Source organism: Novosphingobium sp. BW1, from assembly GCF_008107685.1.
Classification (GTDB): Bacteria; Pseudomonadota; Alphaproteobacteria; order Sphingomonadales; family Sphingomonadaceae; genus Novosphingobium.
The window spans coordinates 18508-42464 of sequence record NZ_VIRF01000043.1; the positions used below are offsets into that span (position 1 = coordinate 18508).

Sequence of the window (23957 nt, forward strand, 5' to 3'; positions counted from 1 at the left end):
CGCCGAATCGGGCGGCGATTCGCTATAGGTGCGCCTCTGTGATGCATTTTGGGGGGCAAACTGCCACGCTGATCGGATAAAGCGGATGCACAATCAGCGACTTGCCAAATTGTCTTGACGGAATCCGGCTCGATGATTTAGCGCTAAAAACAACAGGCCGATGCGGGTCGCATTGAAGCCTGATGTGTTTAGTGGAGAGGATCTGATGAATTTCCGAAAGACTGAGCTGGCCTGCGGTATCGCGGCCGGTGTGATGGCACTGGCGCTGGGCGCTCCGGCCTTCGCGCAGGACATGGCGGCCGAAGCTGCCTCCGAAGACACCGTCACCGGCAATGCCATCATCGTCACCGCGAACATGCGTGAAGAAACGCTTCAGGAAGTTCCCATCGCGGTGTCGGTCGTCAGCGGTGAGCAGCTGCAGGCTGCAGGCGTCAGCGCGGTCGAAGGGCTGGTCCAGGTCTCTCCCTCGCTCACCTTCACACAGGGCGACAATCCGGGTGACAGCTCGCTCAACATTCGCGGCATCGGCACCACCGTCTTCTCGGTCGCGACCGAGCCTGCCGTCTCGATCGTTGTCGACGACGTCGTGATGGCGCGCGCAGGGCAGGGCTTTCAGGACCTTATCGACGTGCAGCGCGTCGAAGTCCTGCGCGGTCCCCAGTCGACCCTGTTCGGCAAGAACGCGTCGGCGGGTCTCGTCTCGGTGACCACGGCCGATCCGACCTCCTATCTTTCGGGCAAGGTCGATGGCAGCTTTGCGCAGGGCGGTGAATGGCAGGCCCGCGGCATCATCTCGGGCCCCGTCGCCAAGGACGCCGCGCTCAGCGTCAGCGGCTACTACAAGGATTACGACGGCTTCATCGATAATGTCTCGGGCATTGGCGATGACAAGCTGGGTGGATACCGCAACTACGGCGGGCGCGCCAAGTTCGTCTACGAACCGCACAGTGACCTCAAGATCACGCTGATCGGCGATTATCGCAACGGCACCAACGATGCGAGCCCGACCCTGCGTGCGGTCGATGGTCAGGCCTATGCCGACGCTGTGTCCCCCGTCGTCCCCTCGGCGAAGAACCGCGACGTCAACCTCAACGCCGACACCACCAACGACAGCGAGCAGTGGGGCGTCTCGGGCCGCATCCAGGCGCGCCTGAACGATGATCTCCAGCTGGTCTCGATCACGGCCGCGCGTGGCTGGGACTTCACCGCGCGCGCCGACGTTGACTACACCTCGCTTTCCGAGCCCGTGCCCGGCGTGAACTTGTGGGACGTCAACACCGGCACCACCAATCTCAAGCAGTATTCGCAGGAACTGCGCGTTGTCTCGGGTGATCTTGGCGGCTTCGACGTGCTGTTCGGCGGCTATGCCTTCCTGCTCGACCTCGACACCGGCTTTCAGCGCCGCCAGATCTTCCCGACCGGCCCGCGCAGCGGGCAGTTCACGGGTTCGACCAAGAACACCAACCTTGCCGTCTTCGCGAGCACCAATATCTACCTCACCGACACGCTCGAGATGTTTGGTGGGGTGCGCCTCCTGCGCGAGACGCTGGACTGGGACGTGTACCGTGACCCCAGCGACGTGCTCGTGGCCGGAGACAGCGCGCTTGGCGGCGCGACGGGCGTCCCGGCCGACTTCGACGGCAAGACCAGCGACACCGCGCTCGTCGGCAAGGTCGGCTTGCGCTACCAGCTGGGTAGCCTGGGTAACGCCTACGCCAGCTATTCGCGCGGCTACAAGGGCAAGGGCTTCAACCTGATCTTCGGTGCGCAGGAAAGCTACGAACCTGTCGATGCCGAGCAGTCCGATGCCTTCGAGGTCGGTGCCAAGCTGCAGAGCCTGGATGGTGTGTGGTCGCTCAACGCAGCGCTGTTCTACACCAAGTACAAGAACTTCCAGTCGCAGGCACAGCTGCCCGGTGACGTGGCGTTCTATTTGCTCAACGCTGGTTCGACTTCGACCAAGGGTATTGAGCTGGAAGGCACGGTCCGCCCGACTTCGCTGACCACTCTGAATCTGGGCATGACGCTGCTTGATGCGCGCATCGACTCTTTCCCGCTCGGCCCGTGCTATCGCGGCCAGACCTCGGCCGAGGGCTGCGTCGATGGGGTGCAGGACCTTTCGGGTGGCGATCTGCCCAACGCGCCGGACTTCCGTCTCACCGGCTCGCTGCGCCAGACCGTGCCCTTCGGTGACAGTGCACCTGTTGATGGCTTCGTGATGCTCGATGGTAGCTACCAGACCAAGGTATCCTACCAGATCGACCAAAACCCGCGCTCCGCGCAGGGGGGCTTTGGCCTGGTGAACCTCTCTGCCGGTGTGGAGTCAAAGGATGACAGCTACTCGGTGACTGTCTTCGTGCGCAACCTGTTCGACCAGAACAACGTGTCCAACATCTTCGACTCGAGCTTCAACGGCGGTCGCACCTACCAGCAGGTTCTGCGCGACGGCGCACGCTATTGGGGTGTGCGCGCGTCTTACAGCTTCTGAGGGCCCACCCTCCCTCAGGAAAACCGTCTGGCGGCGGCCCGCTCTCTCCTCCTCCCAGGGCCGCCGCCAGCACATCCGCCACCAAGATGGATCTGGCCTAGATGACCGAATGCGAACTGAATGACCCTGTGACCGTCGATCCCCTGGCGCTTACGCCCGAGGATCGGGCCTGGGTCGAGGCCACGCTCGACACGCTCAGCGTCGAGGGCAAGGTCGGTCAGCTCTTCGCACTCAGTTCGATCGGTGATGACCTCGCTGAAATTTCCCGCCACTGCGCACTGGGCGTGGGCGGAATCCACCGCTTCCCCGGGCATGACCTTCAGGCGGCCTGGGAAGCGACCCGCGCGGCCATTCGGGAATCGCGCATTCCCCCGCTCATCAGCGGTGATATCGAAGGGGGCACGGTCAGCCAGGCTTTTGCCACCGCCGTTCCCAACCAGATGGGTCTTGCCGCCTGTGCGGACGAGGACCTCTCGCGCCGCATCTCGGCGATTGTCCTTCGCGAAGCACGCCGTCAGGGTTTCAACTGGACCTTCAGTCCGGTGGTCGACATAAACCGCAATTTCCGCAATCCGGTCGTGGGGACACGCTCCTATGGCTCGGACATGGCGACGATCCTGCGCGAAGCGGGGATTATGACCGAGGTGCTCCAGGGCGGCGGCATCGCGACTTGCGCCAAGCACTGGCCCGGCGATGGCATCGACGACCGCGACCAACACCTCGTTACCAGCGTCAACGGCCTCTCCATGGACGAGTGGCACGCGACCTTCGGGGCGATCTACCGCACGATGTTCGCCAAGGGCGTCATGTCGGTCATGTCCGCGCACATCGCGCTGCCCGCGGCCTTTCCCGCCGATGCCGGGGCAGGGCGCTTCGTACCCGCGTCGGTTTCAAAACGTCTCAACCTTGAACTTCTGCGCGGCGAACTGGGTTTCAAGGGCCTGATTGTGTCCGATGCGACGCCCATGGGCGGCCTTACCGGCTGGCAGGAGCGCGCCGAGGCGGTGCCTGCAGTGATCGAGAACGGGTGCGACATGTTCCTGTTCTCGCCCGATCCGGGCGGGGACTATCGTCTTATGATGGACGGGCTTCGCCGCGGTGCGTTGAGCGAGCAGCGTCTTGAAGATGCCGTGCGCATGATTCTGACGCTCAAGGCCCGGCTTGGCCTTCACCGCATGACTCTGGATGAATGGGTCCCCCCGCTCGAGGAGGGAACGACGCGTCTCTCCACGCCCGGGAGCGAGGCCGTGGCGGCCGAGGCCAACGCGCGGGCCATTACGCTGGTCAAGGACACGCAGGATCTTCTGCCGCTCGACCCTGCGCGCCACACGCGGGTGGTGCTGCTGGCCGAGGAAGGCTGGAACTTCATTTCCGGCGCGTTGCCACGCAGTCTCGACGTGTTCTGCGAGGACATGCGCAAGGCCGGTTTCGATCTGCGAATGTACGACGCCGAAACCCCTCCGGCTCCTGAGGACACCGACCTTGTCGTATACCTCATCGGCCAGGAGGCAACTGCCAGCCTCTCGCACATCTATCTGGACTGGACCGCGCTCCATGGCAGCGCGCGCAAGGCGATGAAGCGCTTCTCGCGCGAAATCCCGACGCTGATGATTTCACTGGGTCAGCCCTATTACCTTTACGACGCGCCCGACGTGCGCACCTACATCAATGGCTACAGTGCGTTGCCTTCGGTGCAGTCCGCGCTGGTGGAACGGCTTCTCGGCAAGGCGCCGTTCACGGGTGTGAGCCCTGTCGATCCCTTCTGTGGCGAAGAACAGCTTCGCCACTGAAACCAGAGCGCTTCGGGTCGCAACGCGCTTCAGGACAAAGGAGGCGCAACCGAATTTCGCTCGATGATCTGGTAGTTGACGAAGGTGGTTCCGCCAGGAACTGCCTTCGTCTCCTTGTCGCGCGCCTGCATCTCGGTGAGGAGATGCCGTGTGGCGACTTCGGCGATCTCGCCCAGCGGCTGGCGCACGGTGGTGAGCGCGGGCCAGATCTTTACCGCGATGGGCGTATCGTCGAAGCCCACCACCGAGATATCTTCGGGAATGCGCAGGTTTGTGCGCAGCGCCACGTTCACGAAAGCGGCGGCCATGTCATCGTTGCCAGCAAACATGGCCGTGATTGGACGCTTGCCGGGCAGAAGCTGCTCGGCGAGGTCCAGGCCCGCATCGAAGGTCGGCCGCGCGTTCCAGACCAGCGCCTCATCGAGCGCGACGCCCTGGTCGGTGAGCGCACGGGCATAGCCGGCAAAGCGGCTTTCGCCGGCTAGGCTGGGAATGCGCACGAAGCCGATGTGGCGGTGGCCTGCGCGCAGCAGGATGCCCGTCGTCTCGTAGGCGGCCTGTTCGTCATCGATCCGCACACAGTGCATGTTGCCCAGTTCCTGGCCCGAGGCGAGGGCGACCATGGGCACGTCGTATTCCTCGGGCAGGCCTGAAGCGCTCACCCGTTCGCATAGCGGCGGGGGCAGGAGCAGGCCATCGGGCGAGGTGCTAAGGAACTCGCGCACCGAATCGAGCGGGTCCTTCTGGTCGTAGACCTTGATGTTGAGCTGGGCGCCGAGCCGGGCCGAGGCATTGAGCGCGCCGACCAGCATCGCGCTCAAAAGCGCGCTGTCGCTGTCGCGGTGGAACAGGCCGATGCGGTAATTGCTGGCGCTGGCCAGCGCACGCGCGGCTGTGTTGGGCCGGTAGTCGAGTTCGGCGATGGCCTTCAGAACGGCGTCGCGCGTTGCGGGAAGAACACTCGGCTTGTTGTTGAGAACATTGGACACCGTCATCGAGGAGACACCGGCATGGCGCGCGACGGCGGCCATCGTGACTCCGCCGCCCGAACGCCTGCGCGATCGTGTGCCCACTTTCTTGTCCATCATCGACGTCCCTGGCCATCCTCGGGCTGGTTGACAAGAGCCCGAGCTTTCACTAGCAATTTAGCGCTACATTGCGTCATGCCGTCCTGTCTTGCAAGACAGTTCGTACAGGTGCAATCGCTTTGTGTCGCCAAACTGCACGCTAAAGAAAACGGCGCAAACGATAATGCGCCTTGCGAGAGGATCCCGATGACCGCCACCCCCGCATCCGAGGCCGCCACCGAGGCGCCCTGGCCACCTGCACGCGAAGCGTGGACCGCCGCGGTCCTGCTCATGCTGGCCTATACGCTGGCCTTTGTCGACCGCCAGGCGCTGGCGCTCCTCGTGCAGCCGATCAAGGAGGACTTCGGGGTCAGCGATACCGCGATGAGCCTGCTCTATGGGCTTTCGTTCACGCTGTTCTACGTCCTCGTCGGGATTCCGGTGGCCTGGGTGGCGGACCGTTCCAACCGGCGCAACATCATTGCGGCCTCGATCTTCATCTGGAGCCTGGCGACGGCGGCGTGCGGCATGGTGCGCAGCTTTGCCGGTCTGTTTACCGCACGTATCGCGGTGGGTGTGGGCGAGGGCGGCCTTTCGCCTTCGGCTTACTCGATCCTCGCGGACTATTTTCCCAAGGAGAAGCTGGGCCTTGCCATGGGCGTCTACAACATGGGCGTCTACTTCGGGGGCGCGGGCGCGCTGATTTTGGGTGGGCTCATTGCAGGCGCCATCCCGCCCAGTTCCGATGTTCTTATCCCGATGCTCGGCACGATGAAGGGCTGGCACATCATTTTCCTGCTGCTGGGCATTCCGGGCGCGCTTCTCTCGCTCGCGATGTTCCTCGTACGCGAGCCCCAGCGCCGCGGCAGCGCCCGCGATGTACAGCCTGCGGCCGCGCCCATGGGCCATTTCTTCAGCCAGCTGCGCATGCATGGACGTGCCTACTTCGGGATCATCGTCGGCTTTTCGCTGATGATCTTCGTGGGCAACGGCACGGGCGCCTGGATCCCGGCCTTCCTTGAACGCTCCTACGGCATGAATATCAGCGAGATCGGTGCGTCCTATGGCTGGATCGTGTTCTTCTGCGGCACCGGCGGCGCGCTCTCGGGCGGTTTCGTGGCGAGCGCGCTGGAAAAGCGCACGCCCTTTGGCAACCTCAAGGCGGCCGTCATTGGCTTTACCGCGCTGATCCCGCTCACCATCGGCTTCCCGCTGATGCCGACCGCCGCGCTGGCGCTCGCCGGGATCGGGGCGATGAACTTCTTTGCCGGGTTCAACTTCGGCGGAGGTCTTGCCGCGCTGCAGGGGCTGACCCCCAACCGCATGCGGGCGATGGTTTCGGTCGTCTACATGCTCTCGATCAACCTGATCGGCTCCACCCTCGGCCCTACGGCCGTGGCGCTGGTGACCGATCTCGTCTTTGGTGACCCGGCGCGGGTGGGCGAATCCATTTCGCTCGTGTGCGCAGTGGCCTCGCCGCTGGCTCTCGTCCTGCTGCTGGTGGGCATGGCCGGCCTTAAGGCATCTGCCTGGAAGGAAAGTGTGGCATGAAGAACCTCCCCTCGCGCAAGACGCCGCTTGGCGCGCGCATGAAGAAGCTCGCCCTTGCCCTTGCAGGCACGGCGGCAATTACCAGCCTGCCGCTGTCCACAACACCGGTGCAGGCGCAGTTGGCGGCCCCTGCGGCCCAGGCGGGCGCACAGCCGGTGCGCACCGTCGATGGCAAGCCGATGAACATGATCTTCGTGCTCGTCGATGACCTGCGCTTCGATGCCATGGGCTTCCTGACGCCGGGCCTTGCCACGCCCAACATCGACTATCTCGCGAGCCACGGGACCTATTTCCCCAATGCGGTGGTGACCTCTTCGCTGTGCAGCCCGAGCCGTGCGACCATCCTGACCGGCCAGACAGCGCGCAACCACGGCGTGATCGACAACACCAATTCGAGCGAGAAGGGCCTCACCTTCTTCCCAAGCTACCTCCAGCAGGCGGGCTACCAAACCGGCTTCTTCGGCAAGTGGCACATGGGCGATGCCAATGCGGACCCGCGCCCCGGCTTCGATCGCTGGGTCAGCTTCCAGGGGCAGGGCACCTACTTCCCGACCGAGCGCCTCTCCCCCGAGGAGATCGCGGCGGGCAAGCGTCAGCAGCTCAACGTCGATGGCGTGGAGGTGAACCGTCAGAAGTACATCACCACCGAGCTCACCGACTACGCGCTCGACTGGCTGAAGGAGCGCGACACGAAGCAGCCCTTCTTCCTCTACCTCAGCCACAAGGCGGTCCACTCCGACCCGACGCCCGAGGAAAGCCACAAGGGCGAATACGCAAACCTTGCCGTCGATCTGCCCGAGAGCTGGGCGGATACCCCACGCAATAACCAAGGCAAGCCCTTGTGGGTGCGCAACCAGCGCAACAGCTGGCACGGCGCGGACTTCCCCTACCACACCGACGAGCCGCTGCCCGAGTACATCCGCCGCTATTACGAGACATTGGGGTCGGTCGATGACAGCTTGGGGCGCATCCTCACGTATCTGCGGAAGAACAAGCTCGATCGCAGCACGATGATCGTGTTCTATTCCGACAACGGCTTCCTGTTCGGTGACCATGGCCTGATTGACAAGCGCAATGCCTACGAGCCTTCGGTCCGCGTGCCGATGGTGGTCTGGGCGCCCGAGATCGTGCCTGAGGGCAAGACCGTGCCGAACCTAGTGCGCAATCTCGACCTTGCCCCGACCTTCCTGGACCTGGCAGGCGTGGCCGAGCCCGAGCAGATGGAAGGCAGGAGCTTCCTCTCGCTCGCCGAGGGGCGCATCGCGCCGGAGAACTGGACTGCGGGCGATTTCGTCTACGAGTACTACTGGGACTGGCAGTTCCCGCAGACGCCGACCACTTTCGCCATCAAGCGCGATGGGTGGAAGTACATCCAGTACCACGGAATCTGGGACACCGAGGAACTCTACAACGTGGGCGAGGACCCCGAGGAACTGCACAACCGGATCGAGGATCCCGCTCAGCTCGACCGCAAGAACGAACTGCGCGCCGCGCTCTATGCCGACCTCGCCAACCAGCGCGGCAAGCACGACATTCCCTACACGCAGCGCGCCAGCAAGGGCCTTGTCCTGCGCCTCAAGGATGGTCACCGTGCCGCCGATTTCCCGAGCGAGTGGTACGCCGAGCCCAATCTTCCGGGCAAGATGAACGACCTCTATCCCGACACCCAGGCCAAGATCGAGGCCGATCGCAAGGGTGAGCGCTACGTCCCGGTTCGCCGCGGCCACTGAGCCAGCCATCTGCAAGTATGAAAAAGGCCCGGTCGCTCTTGGTAGCGGCCGGGCCTTTTCGTTGCCTTGGAGAATAGTGCGGAACGCTCATGTCGCCGGCCAGCGCGCAGCCCGAAGAACTGGCGCTGTCGGCCCGGGTTATGGGCGTCGTTCAGGCTGTGCAGGAAGGCGCGGCCGGCCACGGGTCGCTGCGTCGTAGCGTTCTGCGACGGGTCCGAAGTTGGTGTCGGGCACGTCAGGGTGTTGACCGAGTGGCCACCGCGCCCGGCAAGAAACGCCGCGCGCGTGGTCGAGCACACGGCCTGCGTGTCCTTCGCCTATCGCCATCCGGGGAGGGGGAAAAGGTTGAGAGGCCCAAGGGGTTGGGAACATTTGCCGTTTTCAAGTACGCCGTGCTGGTCTAGCTCTGCCCTCACCAAGAGGACTGCGGGAGAGCCCCGCGACAAAGAGGACGAATAAGCCCATGCGTCATGCCGCCACCGCGATTGCCGGAGTCCTTGCCCTGAGCGCAGCGCTTGTGGTGCCTGCCCAAGCGCAGACGCGCGTGGACGGCGATCCCCATGCGCAGGACCCGGTCGGCATTGTCGAGGAGCCGTGCCCGCATCATCCCATGCCCAGCGATGGCGAAGGCTGGCAGGTCTGGAACCTCCATATGCTGACGCGCGACTTCGGCCAGCTGTGCCGCTACGCCGAGGCGAACAAGGCGCTCAAGGCGAAGAAGACCCCGGTGGAGGTCGTATTCATGGGCGATTCAATCACGGACAACTGGCAGAACATTGACCCGGATTTCTGGACGAACGGCCGGGTGGACCGGGGTATTTCAGGCCAGACGACACAGCAGATGCTGGTGCGCTACCGCGAAGACGTGCTCAAGCTAAAGCCCCGCGCGGTCCATATCCTGGCCGCGACCAACGACATCGCCGGGAACACCGGGGCCGCGACGATGGAGCAGGTCACCGGCAACATCGAGACCATGGCCGAACTTGCGCGTGCGCATGGGATCAAGGTGATCTTGGGCTCGGTGCCCCCGGCGAAGGCCTTTCCCTGGGCGCCTGACAAGCACCCCGATCCGCAGGTACGCGCGCTCAACGTCTGGCTGAAGGGCTATGCCGCGCGCGAAGGGTTCACCTACGTCGACTATTGGAGCGCGCTTGGGACGCCCGAGGGGGCGATGGGCGAGGGGCTCTCTTCAGACGGCGTACACCCGACAGCAGAGGGCTATGCGATCATGGCCCCGTTGGCGAAGGCCGCCATTGCCCATACGCTTGGGGACGTCGATTAAGGACAGTCCTCGGGCGGCTCTGCGTGGAAGGCGGGAGTGAGCAGTTCGTGATCGAAGGCCTCGACCCGTTCGACCAGCTTGCCGCAGCGCCGGATCGTCTCCAGACGATAGAGACCAGGCGTTAGCGAATAACCCATCTCGGCAAGGCGGCGGGGATCGTCGGTTCCGCTCTGGATGACGGTACGCGTTTCGCAGCCGTTGTACTCGGTGGTCTCGAGACCGCGGCCGTGCTCGGGAATGTCTACGGGATGGCTTTCGCGCCGCATCGAGCCGTCCATGTTGTAGGCCGCGCCGCGCAGGAAGCGGCCTGCCTCGTCGTATTCGGCAAGGGCCAGGAGTGTACCGTCCTTGTTCCACAGTGGCTGCGGACCTATGGGGCGCCCCATGGCGTAGTGCTTGTGGCCGACCGCGCCTGAGGCTCGGTATTCCACCTGGTCGCCATCGGCGCGGCCCTTGCGGTAGTTGCCGTATTCCTTAAGCCGCCCGTCGCGTGCGTAGTTGATGTAGGGCCCGTCGCGCTTGCCCTCTCGCCAATGCGCTTTGGAGGCAAGTTGGCCGTTTTCGTGAAAGACGTAGTAATCGCCCTCAAGCCCGCTCGGGCCATAGGTCCAGCGTTCGAGGAGGGTGCCCTTGTCCGACCAGTGGCGGTAGAGGCCATCAAGCACGCCCTCGCTCCAGCTGCGCTCCACCGCCAGGACGCCTGTGGGATAGAACTGGCGGTCGAGGCCGTCCTTGCGACCTTCGCGGCATTCGACGCGGCGGCGCAGGGCGTCATCAGCTGCGCGAAGATCCAGAATGCCGGTGAAGGCGGCGCGCTGCGAGACCGCACAGATCTCGGCTTCGGAATAGTCGCGTTGGTAGGGCTTCTCCACCGCCTCGGAGGGCGCACCATAGGCAGGAGCCGCGGCGAGCGTGGCGGCGATGAGAGCCAAACTTCCATGAATATGTAAGTACATGAGGCCTATCCTAGGGATGGCGCCCCCGACCTTGCAAGGGACCTGCGGTTCAGGCGGTCGCTGCGCATGCTCTTCGTCGCCGCACCTGCCTATTTCGCGAAAGATGCAAGGCCAAGGACACCACGTGACCTGGTCGATCACCCCTGCCTCAACTACCGCTTCACCTCCAACGGGGGGGCTATGCCTGGGTGTTCGAGGAGCAGGGGCAGGCACTCGACGTGCGCGTGGGCGGCCAGCTCATCTTCAACACCATCTCTCCATTCATGAAGGCCGCGCTCGCCTTCTCCGAATTCGTGAAGGCGCTGCACTACCGGGGCGGATGAACCAACCCGGTCGCGCAACGACTGGGATCACGAAATACGGCGCAAGTGCCGGAAACGGCCGTAACGGGTGAGGAGATCGTCGATAACCTGTGCGCGGCTGAATCCGGTGACATCGTGCGGGACACTGGCGTCGGAGGCCTGTGCCATCGCACGGAAGTGGCGGCGTTCGGAATCGTGCGACTTGCGCGTCTCGGCCCATACGAAGCTGGGCTTGAGATAAGGGCGACTGCGCACCTGGTAGACGAAATCGCCGCGATCGCCATGCGCCACGACAAGGCGCACGTGGCCCTTGTCGGCGTCCAATTCGGGCACGAGCCCGTTGTCGCGCATTTCGTCCGCTACGGCGTCGAGCGCGGGCCCGACGGTGTCGGTGAGGAAGGCGTCGATCTCGGCCTCGTGGAAGACACCGGCAATGTGGCCCAGGCGCTGCTGCCAGTTGATTTCGGCGCGCGGCGCTGCGGGCGTGAGCGAAGCCGAAAGGTCGCTCGTCTCGCCTTCCCGTTCGCCGTTCAGAGCCTTGAGCAGGCCATAGCACATGAAGACCATGATGATCGCGAAGGGCAGGGCGCTTGCGATCGCGGCGGTCTGCAGCGCGTCGAGGCCACCCGCAACCAGGAGAGCTGCAGCAATGCCGCCTGCGCAGACCGCCCAGAAGACGCGCTGCCACACGGGCGGGTTCTCGGCCGCGCCCGAGGTGATCATGTCGATCACGAGCGCGCCGGAGTCCGCCGATGTCACGAAGAAGGTGACGATGAGGATGGTCGCGATGAACGAGGTAATCAGGCCGAACGGCAGGGCCTGCAGCGTTTCGAACAGAGCGACGGGCATGTTGTTCTTCACGGTTTCGGCAATCGGGGCGACGCCCGACATGTCGAGTGAAATTGCAGTGTTGCCGAAGACGGTCATCCACAGAAACGTGAAGAGCGCGGGGACGAGCAGCACGCCACCCACGAATTCGCGAATGGTGCGCCCGCGCGAGATGCGCGCGATGAACATACCCACGAACGGCGACCAGGCGATCCACCAGCCCCAGTAGAACAGGGTCCAGTCCGCCAGCCAGGGGTTGGGCTCGTAGGCGTACATGCGGAAGGTGCGCGAGACGAGTGCCCCAAGGTAGGCGCCGATGTTCTGGACGTAGGCCTGGAGCAGGAACACGGTTGAACCGGCAAAAAGCACGAAGCCCAGAAGCAGCACGGCCATGATGATGTTCAACTCGGACAGCCGCTTCACGCCCTTGTCGAGGCCGAGGACCACCGAAAGCGTGGCGAGCGCGGTGATCCCTGCGATCAGGATCAGCTGCACGGCCGTGTCGATGGGAATTCCGAAAAGGTAGTTGAAGCCGGCATTGACCTGCAGCACGCCGAGCCCGAGCGAGGTCGCCACACCGAACATGGTGCCCAGCACGGCGAAAATGTCGATGGCATCGCCGATGGGCCCGTTGATCTTGCGCCCGATCAGCGGGAACAGCGCCGAACGGATGGTAAGGGGGAGCCCGCGACGGAACGAAAAGTAAGCGAGTGCCAGGCCGACGACAATGTAGACCGCCCAAGCATGCACGCCCCAGTGGAAGAAGGTCAGCACCAGGGCGCGCCGGGCCGCATCGATGCTGCCGGGCTCGCCGCTCGGTGGCGAGGCGAAGTGCTGGATCGGTTCAGCGACCCCGAAGAAGACGAGGCCGATGCCCATGCCGGCGCTGAAGAGCATCGCGAACCATGACAGGTAGCTGTATTCCGGCTCGCTGTCGTCGGGCCCCAGCTTGATGTTGCCGTGGCGGCTGAGCATCAGGAAGATGACGAAGACGAGGAAGCCTGCCACCGCCAGGATGTAGAACCACCCAAAGTTTTGGACGAGAAATTCCTGGACGTGGGTGAAGATCCGCTCCGCGCGCTTGGGGGCGAGGACCGCCGCCAACGCGAAGGCCAGTATCAGGACCGCAGAGGTGAAGAACACGGGGGGATTGACCGCCATGCGGAACCCGGATGGGCGTTCTGTCAGCTCGGAGACGTTCGGATTGGGGGGGGTATCATCGCTCATCAGGGCCATCGTCTACGTATTGAGATTGCATGAGGCAACTTTTGAACGCGGAACTTGTTGCACGCCGTTCGGAAACAAATCGGCAATGGGGCGTGCCGGACGTGCGCATTCACGTCGATGCCAACGACATCGATCTTGATGGCGTGGTCGATAGAGTTCCCCCCGCCCGGCGACTTGCGCCCTGTTCCCGGCCATGTTCCCGGCCGTGGAGCCGGAGAGCGCGACTGGCAACTTCACCAGGATCGTCCAGCGCCTGCCGGTCGATATCCGCTTTGCTGGGCAGCCCGAAGTCCGCCACCTGCGCATGGGTATGGCGGTTGAGACCCGCATTGAGATCCACTTTGCCGACATCATCGGGGGCGAGACCCGGACCGCCAACCTCGGTGTCAAGGAGGCGGTGGAGTGATGCGGCCTCGTTTCGCTGCGCTCGTGCTGGCCGTAGGTTCGCTTGCCATGCTCTCGGCCTGCACGGTCGCTCCGGACTACACCCGTCCTGTGGCCGAAGCACCGCCGTAGTGGGCTGAACGGCCCGAGCCCCCCAGTGCAACCATCGGCGGCGAACTTGCCGGACACTACATGGAGCTGCGCGGCGTGCAGGCGCGTGAGGCGATTGCGCAGGACAGCCTGGAATCGGCGCAGCGGACCTTGATGGTGGTCGAGGAGCGCTTCGCCAATGGTCTTGGCAAACGGCTCGACGTCGCGCTGGTCTACCGGAAGGCGGTGGTCGAGGCGCTCAACGATGTCAACGATGCGCTGGTCTCCTACGTTGATATCCAGGCGCAGCGCGACCGTCTGGCCCGCTTCCGGAACGGCTGTCAGGAGACGGCTGGTGCGGCTCTACAAGGGCTCGGCGTTGGCTGGAATGCCGCCGATGCGGCGCCGCAAAATAACCTCACGAAGGAGGCGGAGTGGTTAGGTGACTGTGCGAATAGATATGCACTGGAAATCTCCGGAAGAATCGGTAACCTCGGCATGAAACGCACGAACAATACGTGCGCGACCATGACGGAGAGTGCAGAAATGATCGAAGGAAAGGGTGGGCCTTCAGGCGGGGCCTGTGTCGATACGGACTTCGCGGAAGTCGACAGCGGCGACAAGGCCATGATCCTTTTGCAGACGATGATCTGTTACCTGCGCGAAAAGAACATTCTTTCACGCGCCGATATCGAGGTTCTGCGCGAACGCGTCGAATCGCGGATGGAGGATGCGCGGGCGGAAAAGGCGGTTCGGGCAGAAGCGTCCGGTTCGGCGGACCTTCCCTGTGATGCGGCCATTGCTCGTGCCGCCGCGCGCGAGATGCGCGAACTCGATGAATATTGTGGCAAGCGCTACGGCGGCAAGCACCGTCGCCGTGTAAACTGATCCCGTTGCCTCTCGGCGGGGCAGGTCCTTGCGGGCCGCCGGGCTGACCCAGACATTGACCGATCAGATGGATACATCTGATCAAAAAAGATCGAGAAACCAAGAGTCTGGAGCGATTGCCCCGAGTTGATCCGATCAGAAACCGCTCTGGACACGCTTCTGCGCAGGGCTAGTCGATCCCGATTTCGCGCCATACCAGCGTCGTCACGTAGGTGCGCAAGGCCGCGCGATCCATTGCCGGGTCGAGCTGTTCGCCTGCGGCGATACCCCAACTCAGGACCTGAACCAGGTTGATGATGAGAGTACGTGCGCTCTCGTCCAGATGCGGTGCAATCGAGGTGAGGGCGCGGTTGAGCTGCGGGCGAAAGCGCCCGAGGATGCAGGCGTTGATCTGGGCGATGCTCTCGCTGCGCCCCGCCTCGGCCATGATCTCCATCAGCATGCGCCTTTCCTCGAACTCGCATTCCTCTTCGAGGAGATGCGTGATCCAGTCTGTGATGGTGACCTTGTCATCTTCGGCGATGGCCCGGTTCAGCGTCTCTTCCTCGAGCCAGACCTGCAGGCTTTCCTCGCAGATGGCGGCAATGACGGCTTCCTTGCTCGCGAAGTCGCGATAGATCTGCCCCACGGCAATGCCCGATTCGCGTGCTATCTGCGACACGCCGGTCAGGTGAAACCCCTGGTTCGCGAACAGTCGGCGCGCCGTTGCAATCAACTTGCTGCGGCGCTCGTCGCAGCGCGCTGTCCGTTGGTTGGCGGTGTCTTCCATCATTTTTATCCCGTGCGTCGCTTGTGCTTTTTGCTGCATTGCAGTAGTGGGCCCCGCAATAGTGAGTGAACGATCACTCACACAATGCATATCATCGTTATCGGGTGCGAACCATGAAGAAGTTGATACCTATCCTCGGGCTGCTCGTCTCGGCGTGCGGCGGCGGGTCGCAACAGGCTGAGCCGCAGCCGCCGGAAGTCGGCGTGATGGTCGTGCGCACCGAGACGGTCGACCTCCAGGCAGAGCTCCCTGGGCGCACCAGCGCCTACGAGACCTCGGACGTGCGTCCGCAGGTCAACGGGCTCATCCTGCGCCGTCTCTTCGAGGAAGGCGACAACGTGCGCGCCGGCCAGGCGCTCTACAAGATCGACCCCGCGCCGTACGAGGCGCAGGTGGCAAGCGCGCGCGCAGCGCTGGCCCAGGCCAGATCGCAGATTGCTGCGACCGAGGCGCAGGCCCGTCGTTATGGTGAGCTGGTCAAGATCAACGCGATTTCCAAGCAAGAGGCCGAGAACGCCGAAGCCGCTGCCGCCCAGGCCCGGGCCACCGTCCAGGCCCAGGAAGCCGCGGTGCGCAGCGCCCAGATCGATCTCGCCCGCACCACCGTGCGCGCGCCGATCTCGGGGCGCATCGGGCGTTCGACCTACACCACCGGCGCGCTTGTTTCGGCCTCGCAGGCCGAGCCCCTGACGACGATCCAGCACCTCGACCCGATCTACGTCGACATCCAGCAGTCGAGTGCTGACGTGCTGCGCCTGCGCCAGGAGATCCTGGCCGGGAAGCTGGCGGGCAACGGCTCGGCCGCGGAGGTTAACCTCAGGCTTGAGGATGGCAGCACCTATCCGGCCCAAGGGCGCCTCAAGTTCACCGACGTGACCGTGGATCCCAGCACGGGTAGTCAGGTCATCCGCGCGGTATTCCCCAACAAGCAGGGCCTTCTGCTCCCGGGCATGTACGTGCGCGCGAGCTTCGTGGAAGGCACCAAGGCCGATGGCCTTCTGGTCCCCCAGCGCGCGGTGCAGCGCGACGAGAAGGGGCAGCCGGTGGTCCTGATCGTTGGCAAGGACGGCAAGGTTTCGCAGCGTGTGATCGAGACCGACCGCACCGCGGGTACCAACTGGCTGGTCACAGGCGGCCTCAAGGAGGGCGAGAAGATCGTTGTCGAAGGCTCGCAGAATGCGCGTCCCGGAAGCACCGTCAAGCCCGTGGCAATGAAGCCGGGCGAAGTCGGCAGCCGTTCAGGCAAGGAGGTCGAGGCTCCCTCGACCGAAGCTGAAAATCGGTCCGAGGGGCGTTGATCCCACATGGCACGCTATTTCATCGACAGACCCATCTTCGCATGGGTCATCGCCATTGTCGCGATGATGTTCGGCATCCTCGCGATCCGGAGCCTTCCGGTCTCGCAGTTCCCCGAGATCGCGCCGCCCACGGTTACCATCAACGCAACCTATCCGGGGGCGGATGCGGACACGCTGGAGCAGACGACCACGCAGATCATCGAGCAGCAGCTCAAGGGCATCGATAACCTGCGCTACTTCTCCTCGCAGTCGTCCTCGTCGGGTGCGGTGACGATCACGCTGACTTTCGAGCAGGGCACCGATCCCGACATCGCGCAGGTCCAGGTGCAGAACAAGCTGCAGGCCGCGCAGTCGCTTCTTCCCGAGCCGGTGCAGCGCCAGGGTGTGACTGTCGCCAAGTCGGCGGCGAGCTTCTTGGTCGTTGTCGGTCTTTATTCCGAAGACGGCAGCCACAGCGCCAACGACCTCTCGGACTATGTCGTCAGTCAGGTCCAGGACCCGGTCAGCCGCATCAACGGCGTGGGTGAGCTCATGGTCTTCGGTACCCAGTACGCGATGCGTGTCTGGGTCGATCCGCTCAAGCTGCGCAGCTACAATCTCACCATGGGTGACGTGCGCGCGGCTATCGAGGCTCAGAACGCGCAGGTTTCGGCAGGCCAGATCGGTCAGCTGCCGTCCTCCAAGGAGCAGCAGCTCAACGCCACCGTCTCGGTGCAGTCGCGCCTGACCTCGCCCGATGAATTTGACAACATCCGTCTCGCGACCAACTCGGGCGGCGGTGTCGTGCGTCTGAGCGATGTCGCACGCACCGAACTGGGCTCGGACACCTACGGTTTCGATGTCCAGTACAACGGCAAGCCTGCCTCGGGCTTCGGTGTGCGCCTGGCCTCGGGTGCGAACGCGCTCGACACGGTCGAGGCGGTCAAGGACGAAGTGTCCCGCATCTCCGAAGGCTTCCCGCCTGACGTGAAGGTCGTTTATCCCTACGACACCACGCCGTTCGTGCGCCTCTCGGTCGAGCAGGTCATCCACACGCTCGTCGAGGCGGTCGTGCTGGTCTTCCTCGTCATGTTCCTGTTCCTGCAGAACTGGCGCGCGACCCTGATTCCGACCATCGCGGTTCCGGTTGTCCTCCTGGGCACCTTCGGGATCATGGCGGGGATGGGCTACACCATCAACCAGCTCACCTTGTTCGGCATGGTGCTGGCAATCGGCCTCCTCGTCGATGACGCCATCGTCGTGGTAGAGAACGTCGAGCGTCTCATCCAGACCGAGCACCTCTCTCCCAAGGACGCGGCACGAAAGTCGATGGACGAGATCAGCGGCGCGTTGATCGGTATCGCCATGGTGCTCTCGGCAGTGTTCCTGCCGATGGCCTTCCAGAGCGGTTCCACCGGCGTGATCTTCCGCCAGTTCTCGCTCACCATCGTCTCCTCGATGGTGCTCTCAGTGCTGGTTGCGCTGATCCTCACTCCGGCGCTGTGCGCCACGATCCTGAAACCCCACGATCCGTCCAAACTGGAAGGCAATGGCCTGCTTGCGCGCTTCTTCCGCTGGTTCAACGAAACCTTCGAACGCGGTACGGACCGCTATGAAAAGGGCGTCAAGCGCACGGCACGAAGTTGGAAGCGTTCGGGTCTGGTCTATCTGCTGCTCGTAGGCGGCGTGGCTCTGATCTTCGCGCGTCTGCCCGGCGGCTTCCTGCCTGACGAGGACCAGGGTATCGTCCTGACCCAGGTCATGGCACCCCCGGGCTCGACCATTCCGCGCACCGAAGAGGCGCTCAAGGAAGTGCGTCGCCACTTCCTTGAGGACGAGAAGGACAACGTCCAGGCGGTGTTCACGATCTCGGGATTCTCGTTCATGGGACGCGGCCAGAACGCGGCGATCGCCTTCGTGCGTCTCAAGGACTGGGAAGAGCGTTCGGGCAGCGAGAACGGGGCCCAGGCCATCGTAGGCCGTGCGATGGGCGCGCTTTCGAAGTATCGTGATGCGACCATCTTCGCGTTGATCCCGCCGGCTGTTTCGGAACTGGGCAATGCGGCCGGTTTCGATGTCTGGCTGACCGACACCGATGGCATTGGTCACGACAAGCTGCTGGCGGCGCGCAATCAGCTGATGGGCGCGGCCATGGCGGATCCGACGATCATGCAGATCATGCCGGTGAGCCTGGACGATGCGCCACAGCTCAAGGTCGAGGTCGACCAGGACAAGGCCAGCGCACTGGGTCTTGATCTGGGGGCCATCAACTCGGAAATCTCGACGGCCTGGGGCGGGGCTTACGTCAACGACTTCCTCGACCGTGGGCGCACCAAGCGCGTCTACCTGCAAGCGCAGGAGGAATATCGCGATTCGCCTGACGATCTCGATTCTTTCTACGTGCGCGGTGCCGATGGGCAGATGAGCCCCTACTCGACTTTTTCGGAGGTATCCTGGCAGAACGCGCCGACCATGCTTACCCGCTACAACGGCCAGCCCGCGATGGAACTTCAGGGCGCGCCAGCGGGAGGGCTCAGCACAGGCGATGCCATGGCCAAGATGGAGGAACTCCACGCCCAGCTACCTCCGGGCACAAGCCTCGACTGGACCGGTCTCTCGTATGAGGAACGCATGGGTTCGGGCCAGGCGCCTGCACTTTACGCGCTCTCGCTGGCTGTCGTGTTCCTGTGCCTTGCCGCGCTCTACGAAAGCTGGTCGGTGCCAATCGCGGTGATCCTCGTGGTTCCGCTCGGCGTGCTCGGCGCGCTGGGAGCTGCCTGGCTGACCGGGCTCAACAACGACATCTACCTTCAGGTGGGCATCATCACCACGATCGGTGTCTCGGCCAAGAACGCGATCCTCATCATCGAGTTCGCCGAGGAGCGCGTGCAATCGGGCATGGATGCCTTCAGCGCGGCGGTCGAGGCGGCCAGGCTGCGTCTGCGTCCGATCCTGATGACCTCGCTGGCCTTTGGCATTGGCGTGATCCCGCTCGCCATTTCCTCGGGCGCAGGGGCGGGCGGGCAGAACGCCATCGGCCGCGCGGTCGTGGGCGGCATGTTCACCGCAACGGTCCTCGCGATCTTCTTCGTGCCGATGTTCTTCGTGGTCGTCAGCCATCTCTTCGGACATGGCCGCGACAACGAAGCCTCGCGGGATGAAGGCAACGAAGCGAACCAGGGCGCTGCCACAGGCAGCCATGCCCCGGAGGGCAACTGAAATGAAGACACGCATTCTACCGATCGCGGCGGGCGCGCTGCTCCTGGCCGGGTGCAACATGGCACCCGACTATGAGCGGCCCACCGGCGCCATTCCTCATGCGATGCCGCAGGGCGGGGTGTACCCGCCTGCGGCCAGCGATGCCCCCGACATGTCGCGTACGGGCTGGCAGGACTTCTTCCTTGAAGAACGTCTGCGTCAGGTCATTGCGCTGGGACTGGAGGAGAACCGGGACCTGCGCATTGCAGCCGCCAATGTCCTCCAGGCCCGCGCCCAGTTCACCACCCAGCGCGCGGCGCTCTTCCCCACGCTGAGCGCGGGCGGCACGGGCACCTACACCAACAACATCGCGGCGATGACGGGTCAGACCCAGAATGCCGGGGACATCGAGATCTACCAGGGTACGCTTGGCATCTCGGCGTTCGAACTCGATCTGTTCGGGCGCGTGCGCAACCAGTCACGCGCGGCGCAGGAACAGTACTTCGCGAGCGAGGAAGCGCAGCGCTCCACGCGCATCAGCCTGATCGCGGAAATCGCCAACGCCTGGCTGACGATGGCGAGCGACGCCGACCAGCTGGCGCTTGCCCGCCGGACCAAGGACGCCTTCGAGAAGACGCTGGACCTTACCCGCGCGCAGTTCGAGATCGGCACCGGCAGCGAACTGCAGGTGCGTCAGGCCGAAACCAGCTACGAGGGCGCGGTCAACGATATCGCCGTGCTCGAGACCGCGCTGGCGCAGGACCAGAACGCACTCAACCTGCTGGTGGGGACGACCGTTCCGCGCGAGCTACTGCCTTCGACGCTGGGTACCGAGGATATGGTTCGCCAGGATCTTCCGGTGGGTCTGTCCTCCGATGTTCTTCTCGCGCGTCCCGACGTACTCCAGGCCGAGCATCAGCTGATTGCCGAGAATGCGAATATCGGCGCGGCGCGCGCGGCCTTCTTCCCGACGATCTCGCTGACGGGCACCCTGGGTACGATCAGCACCGCGCTGTCCGGGCTCTTCAAGGACGGCAGCTACACCTACAACGCCTCGCCTTCGGCCAGCTTGCCGCTGTTTGATGGCGGCGCGCGGTCGGGCAACCTGGCGTACGCCAAGGCGTCCAAGCAGGCTGCGGTGGCCACGTACGAGAAGGCGATCCAGACCGCGTTTCGCGAAGTCAGCGATGCCCTTGCCCAGCGCGGCCGCATCAACGCGCAGGTCATGGCGCAGATGCGCCGGACCAAGGCGGCGCAGGTCTCGGCAAACCTTGCCGAGGCACGGTTCCGCAGCGGTGTGGATTCGTTCCTGACGACGCTCGACAGCCAGCGCACGGCCTATGCCGCTGAACAGCAGCTCGTGAATACGCGGCTATTGGAAGCGACCAACCTGATTGAACTCTACCGCTCTCTCGGTGGCGGCGCCGATGTCGTGGTCGAGGAAGAGGGCGAGGCGGGCGCGAGCAACTAGGTCGCACGTGACTGACTGATCTGCGAAAACGCCTCCTTGATCGGAATGGTCGGAGAGGCGTTTTCGTATGCGGACAGGGCGGATCAGCTCGCCCGGCGCCCGTTCTTACGGGGCAGGGCAGCCTCCACGCGGTTTCGGCCCAGGTCCTTGGCCCGGTAGAGCGTCGCATCGGCGGTGCGCAGAAGCTTGGCGGTGGGGCAATGGTCGGGTGCGGTCGCCAGTCCGATCGAGACGGTGACCGGGCCGAGCGGCTCTCCATGATGCATCATTTCGAGGGCGCCGATCCGCGCGCGCAGATCCTCGGCGCGTTCCATCGCCTGCTCGCTGTCGGTGCCGGGCAGCATGACAAGGAATTCTTCGCCGCCGTATCGGAAGATCCGCGTGTCCTCGCGCAAGGCCTGGCGCAGTGTGGCGCCCACGGCGCGCAGGACCGTATCGCCAGCCTCGTGCCCAAAGCCATCGTTGATGCGCTTGAAGTGGTCGATGTCCAGCATCAGGAAGGTAAGGGCGCTTGCTTCCCGTTCGGCCTTGGCCAGCGCGAGGGGCAGCTGCTCTTCGAAATTGCGGCGGTTGGACAGCCCGGTCAGCGAATCGGTGAGTGCCATGGCCTGGAGGCGCTCGCGCAGCCGCAGATTGGACAGTGCGAGGCCGATATTCTCGCTCAGCATGTGGAGATAATTTTCCGGGAAGCGCTGCTCACCGCGGGCCTTGCGCGATTCGAAGTAGATCAATCCCAGCGTCTGGCGCTGGGCAATTAGCGGCAGGCAGAGCGTATCGGGAAGCTCGTCGGCGCTATCCAGATCCAGGTGCGAGCAGGGCACGTCGATGGTCTCGCCCGCCGGGCGGTGGGGCAAGCCACGGCGAAGCGCCCAGCAGTCCAGCGTCGAGAACGCGTGGCCCGAGTGCTGGGGGGCAAGCCAGTTGCCGGTTTCTTCCAGACGATTGCTATCCGGATCGAGCACATAAAGCCGTCCCGCAAATCCGGGCAAGATTTCGGGAACGAAGCGCCGGACCACGTAGGTCAGCGCCTCGAGCGAGTCGCAGCCCTGCATGCGCTGGGTCATGCGGGCGAGGAGCGCGCGCGAAGCACGTTCGGTTTCCTGGACGGCTTCGAGGCGTTGGCGTTCGATGCCGTTCTCACGGAACACGCGGATCGCCTGGGCCATGTCGCCGATCTCATCGATATCCTCGCACGTAGGTGGCTCCACGCCGTAATCCTGCGCCGCAAGGCGGTTGACGACGTCGGAGAGGCGTACGACCGGGCGCAGTACTCGTCGCTTGAACACGAAGTAGAGGACGCACAGGAACAGGAAGGCAGTGATCGCCAGCATGACCTCGGAGGTCGTGCGCCAGATGCGGGAGATTTGCGTCGCCTCGGCGATCTTGATTTCGGTGCGTTGGTCGAGCTGCTCCTGAAAGCGCTCGACCATGGTGATGGCGCGATCCAGTTCACGTTGGTATTCGGCCCCGAACAGGATCTGGCGCGCGCGCGGCGTGTTGCCATCGGCCTGCGCGGCGAGCGCCTCTGTCTGTTCATCGCGCAGCGAATCTGCCCAGCGCAGGCCTTCGCGCAGGACCGCGAGCTCTCCTGGGGTGGCCCCGACCTCGGCGATCCGGCGCAGCCGTTCTTCCAGCTTGTCGGTATCTGCCGCCTCGCGGGTGTAGAGCACCTGGTAAGCGGCATCGTCGGTGTTGAGGTACTGGCGTGCGTGATCGGTCAGCCGAAACACGTCTTCGGCGAGCCGCTCAGTCGCGCGGTCGAGGGCAAAGCGGCGCTCCACGGCGACACGCTCGTCCTCCTGCGCCCTGGAGGAGAGGAGCATCGTGGTTCCGGACACGATCGTGAGGAGAACTGTAGCCCCATAGGTCCAGTTGGTGATGGTAGCGAGCCGCATGGTCCTTCGCGGTTAGGAGCAGGGTGCTGAATTTCTTCTTAAGCCACACATATTCTCATTAGACTAGGTCGCAAAGAGCCCGTCGCGACAGCCTCATGGAAAGGTGAGTTCACCCGTACCCGGCCAGGCTGGCCGTGCAACGACGATCTCGAAAGTTTGCTGAGCCTGAGGGCGATGGCCTTCGGAACTCTTTTCCAGACCTTGAAAAAATTGATTATCCGTCAAAAAACTCCGCCGGATCGGTATTCCAGATGCCGCCAAGGAGACCCTGCGGTGCGAATAGGCGGCGGGACAGTTCGATGTCCTCGTGAGCCCAGGGCAGCGTCGTCAGGTCGATGGCCATGGGGTATTCAGAAGTGGCTCGGTTTGTCTGAACAGCCTTTGACGTTTGATAAGTGGATCGTCTGCGGTTTGGTTGTTCAAGCTGGCGCCTGCGGGGCGTCATGGAGGTCGGGCGTAGCCCGGCCGGAGTGACGCCCCGCAAGTCGCGGCCAATTCACGCTGCCACGGCCTGTGGCAGATTGTCAAAGTAGGTTTGATCGGGCGTACGTCCGCCGAGGCTCGAGTGAGGTCTCCGGGCGTTGTAGAAGCCCAGGTATCGGCCGATCGAACTGCGCGCTTCGCTGACGCATGCGTCGGCGTGCAGGTAGACTTCCTCGTACTTCACCGAGCGCCACAGCCGCTCGACCACGACATTGTCGCGCCAGGCGCCGCGGCCGTCCATGCTGATGGCGATACCCTCGCGCCGCAGCACGCCGGTGAAG

18 protein-coding genes are annotated in these 23957 nt (G+C 64.0%); 11 read left to right on the forward strand and 7 right to left on the reverse strand.

Annotation, left to right across the window (positions count from 1 at the left end; all coding sequences use genetic code 11):
• The first annotated feature begins 205 nt into the window (after positions 1–205).
• Entirely contained in the window at positions 206–2488 is a 2283-nt protein-coding gene (locus tag FMM79_RS03845; protein ID WP_162528434.1) for a TonB-dependent receptor, read from the forward strand.
• A 101-nt stretch (positions 2489–2589) separates the two neighbouring features.
• Positions 2590–4278: a glycoside hydrolase family 3 protein gene (locus tag FMM79_RS03850; protein WP_148626244.1), complete on the forward strand. Its 1689-nt coding sequence runs from the start codon at positions 2590–2592 to the stop codon at positions 4276–4278.
• A gap of 29 nt (positions 4279–4307) precedes the next feature.
• On the opposite strand, the gene FMM79_RS03855 is transcribed toward FMM79_RS03850, so the two are convergent.
• Complete coding sequence (locus tag FMM79_RS03855; protein WP_240338962.1) at positions 4308–5366, reverse strand: LacI family DNA-binding transcriptional regulator; 1059 nt, start codon at positions 5364–5366, stop codon at positions 4308–4310.
• Between the two features lie 186 nt (positions 5367–5552).
• Here FMM79_RS03855 and FMM79_RS03860 point away from each other — a divergent pair, with 186 nt between their 5' ends.
• The 3 genes from FMM79_RS03860 to FMM79_RS03870 all read left to right on the forward strand — a co-directional run bounded on the left by FMM79_RS03860 (position 5553) and on the right by FMM79_RS03870 (position 9908).
• Positions 5553–6896, forward strand: a complete 1344-nt coding sequence (locus FMM79_RS03860; protein WP_148626245.1) for an MFS transporter — start codon at positions 5553–5555, stop codon at positions 6894–6896.
• Positions 6893–8626 (forward strand): sulfatase, encoded by a 1734-nt coding sequence (locus FMM79_RS03865; protein ID WP_240338963.1) that lies wholly within the window; start codon positions 6893–6895, stop codon positions 8624–8626. Before FMM79_RS03860 ends, FMM79_RS03865 begins: the two co-directional genes overlap by 4 nt.
• A 463-nt stretch (positions 8627–9089) precedes the next feature.
• Positions 9090–9908 carry a GDSL-type esterase/lipase family protein gene (locus FMM79_RS03870; protein ID WP_148626246.1) on the forward strand — a complete coding sequence of 273 codons (819 nt, stop codon included), beginning with the start codon at positions 9090–9092 and terminating at the stop codon, positions 9906–9908.
• Here FMM79_RS03870 and FMM79_RS03875 read toward each other — a convergent pair.
• A complete protein-coding gene (locus FMM79_RS03875; protein WP_148626247.1) occupies positions 9905–10864 on the reverse strand; it encodes a toxin-antitoxin system YwqK family antitoxin in 960 nt (319 codons plus the stop codon). The genes FMM79_RS03870 and FMM79_RS03875 overlap by 4 nt on opposite strands.
• A gap of 188 nt (positions 10865–11052) precedes the next feature.
• Between FMM79_RS03875 and FMM79_RS22055 the strand changes: the two genes are divergently transcribed.
• The gene (locus FMM79_RS22055) at positions 11053–11187 is read left to right on the forward strand and encodes a hypothetical protein (protein WP_256376771.1); all 135 of its coding nucleotides are present in this window, start codon (positions 11053–11055) and stop codon (positions 11185–11187) included.
• 27 nt (positions 11188–11214) lie between these two features.
• On the opposite strand, the gene FMM79_RS03880 is transcribed toward FMM79_RS22055, so the two are convergent.
• Positions 11215–13155 (reverse strand): BCCT family transporter, encoded by a 1941-nt coding sequence (locus FMM79_RS03880; protein ID WP_148626257.1) that lies wholly within the window; start codon positions 13153–13155, stop codon positions 11215–11217.
• Between the two features lie 259 nt (positions 13156–13414).
• On the opposite strand from FMM79_RS03880, the gene FMM79_RS03885 reads away from it, so the two are divergent.
• Together FMM79_RS03885 and FMM79_RS22195 are read left to right on the forward strand one after the other, a co-directional pair.
• Positions 13415–13627, forward strand: coding sequence for a hypothetical protein (locus FMM79_RS03885; protein ID WP_148626248.1), 213 nt, complete (start codon positions 13415–13417; stop codon positions 13625–13627).
• Between the two features lie 614 nt (positions 13628–14241).
• Positions 14242–14583, forward strand: a complete 342-nt coding sequence (locus FMM79_RS22195) for a hypothetical protein (RefSeq protein WP_371710771.1) — start codon at positions 14242–14244, stop codon at positions 14581–14583.
• Between the two features lie 169 nt (positions 14584–14752).
• Here FMM79_RS22195 and FMM79_RS03895 read toward each other — a convergent pair whose 3' ends face one another.
• Complete coding sequence (locus FMM79_RS03895) at positions 14753–15355, reverse strand: TetR/AcrR family transcriptional regulator (RefSeq protein ID WP_162528435.1); 603 nt, start codon at positions 15353–15355, stop codon at positions 14753–14755.
• Between the two features lie 110 nt (positions 15356–15465).
• Here FMM79_RS03895 and FMM79_RS03900 point away from each other — a divergent pair, with 110 nt between their 5' ends.
• Genes FMM79_RS03900 through FMM79_RS03910 form a run of 3 tightly spaced genes read left to right on the forward strand, consistent with a single transcriptional unit; the run spans position 15466 to position 21298 of the window.
• Positions 15466–16650 carry an efflux RND transporter periplasmic adaptor subunit gene (locus FMM79_RS03900; protein WP_148626250.1) on the forward strand — a complete coding sequence of 395 codons (1185 nt, stop codon included), beginning with the start codon at positions 15466–15468 and terminating at the stop codon, positions 16648–16650.
• A gap of 6 nt (positions 16651–16656) precedes the next feature.
• A complete protein-coding gene (locus FMM79_RS03905; RefSeq protein WP_148626251.1) occupies positions 16657–19848 on the forward strand; it encodes an efflux RND transporter permease subunit in 3192 nt (1063 codons plus the stop codon).
• Position 19849: 1 nt separating this feature from the next.
• The gene (locus FMM79_RS03910) at positions 19850–21298 is read left to right on the forward strand and encodes an efflux transporter outer membrane subunit (RefSeq protein ID WP_148626252.1); all 1449 of its coding nucleotides are present in this window, start codon (positions 19850–19852) and stop codon (positions 21296–21298) included.
• Between the two features lie 83 nt (positions 21299–21381).
• Here FMM79_RS03910 and FMM79_RS03915 read toward each other — a convergent pair whose 3' ends face one another.
• The 3 genes from FMM79_RS03915 to FMM79_RS03920 all read right to left on the reverse strand — a co-directional run.
• On the reverse strand, positions 21382–23193 hold the full coding sequence (locus tag FMM79_RS03915) for a diguanylate cyclase (protein ID WP_148626253.1): 1812 nt from the start codon (positions 23191–23193) through the stop codon (positions 21382–21384).
• 214 nt (positions 23194–23407) lie between these two features.
• The gene (locus tag FMM79_RS22060) at positions 23408–23536 is read right to left on the reverse strand and encodes a hypothetical protein (RefSeq protein WP_256376772.1); all 129 of its coding nucleotides are present in this window, start codon (positions 23534–23536) and stop codon (positions 23408–23410) included.
• A gap of 153 nt (positions 23537–23689) precedes the next feature.
• A partial coding sequence (locus FMM79_RS03920) for an integrase core domain-containing protein (protein ID WP_148625073.1) occupies positions 23690–23957 on the reverse strand: 268 nt, incomplete at its 5' end.

Coding starts and splice junctions, on each gene's coding strand:
- FMM79_RS03845 (WP_162528434.1), top strand. CDS start 206: ATGAATTTCCGAAAGACTGAGCTGGCCTGCGGTATCGCGGCCGGTGTG.
- FMM79_RS03850 (WP_148626244.1), top strand. CDS start 2,590: ATGACCGAATGCGAACTGAATGACCCTGTGACCGTCGATCCCCTGGCG.
- FMM79_RS03855 (WP_240338962.1), bottom strand. CDS start 5,366: ATGATGGACAAGAAAGTGGGCACACGATCGCGCAGGCGTTCGGGCGGC.
- FMM79_RS03860 (WP_148626245.1), top strand. CDS start 5,553: ATGACCGCCACCCCCGCATCCGAGGCCGCCACCGAGGCGCCCTGGCCA.
- FMM79_RS03865 (WP_240338963.1), top strand. CDS start 6,893: ATGAAGAACCTCCCCTCGCGCAAGACGCCGCTTGGCGCGCGCATGAAG.
- FMM79_RS03870 (WP_148626246.1), top strand. CDS start 9,090: ATGCGTCATGCCGCCACCGCGATTGCCGGAGTCCTTGCCCTGAGCGCA.
- FMM79_RS03875 (WP_148626247.1), bottom strand. CDS start 10,864: ATGTACTTACATATTCATGGAAGTTTGGCTCTCATCGCCGCCACGCTC.
- FMM79_RS03880 (WP_148626257.1), bottom strand. CDS start 13,155: ATGGCGGTCAATCCCCCCGTGTTCTTCACCTCTGCGGTCCTGATACTG.
- FMM79_RS03885 (WP_148626248.1), top strand. CDS start 13,415: ATGTTCCCGGCCGTGGAGCCGGAGAGCGCGACTGGCAACTTCACCAGG.
- FMM79_RS22195 (WP_371710771.1), top strand. CDS start 14,242: ATGATCGAAGGAAAGGGTGGGCCTTCAGGCGGGGCCTGTGTCGATACG.
- FMM79_RS03895 (WP_162528435.1), bottom strand. CDS start 15,355: ATGATGGAAGACACCGCCAACCAACGGACAGCGCGCTGCGACGAGCGC.
- FMM79_RS03900 (WP_148626250.1), top strand. CDS start 15,466: ATGAAGAAGTTGATACCTATCCTCGGGCTGCTCGTCTCGGCGTGCGGC.
- FMM79_RS03905 (WP_148626251.1), top strand. CDS start 16,657: ATGGCACGCTATTTCATCGACAGACCCATCTTCGCATGGGTCATCGCC.
- FMM79_RS03910 (WP_148626252.1), top strand. CDS start 19,850: ATGAAGACACGCATTCTACCGATCGCGGCGGGCGCGCTGCTCCTGGCC.
- FMM79_RS03915 (WP_148626253.1), bottom strand. CDS start 23,193: ATGCGGCTCGCTACCATCACCAACTGGACCTATGGGGCTACAGTTCTC.
- FMM79_RS22060 (WP_256376772.1), bottom strand. CDS start 23,536: ATGGCCATCGACCTGACGACGCTGCCCTGGGCTCACGAGGACATCGAA.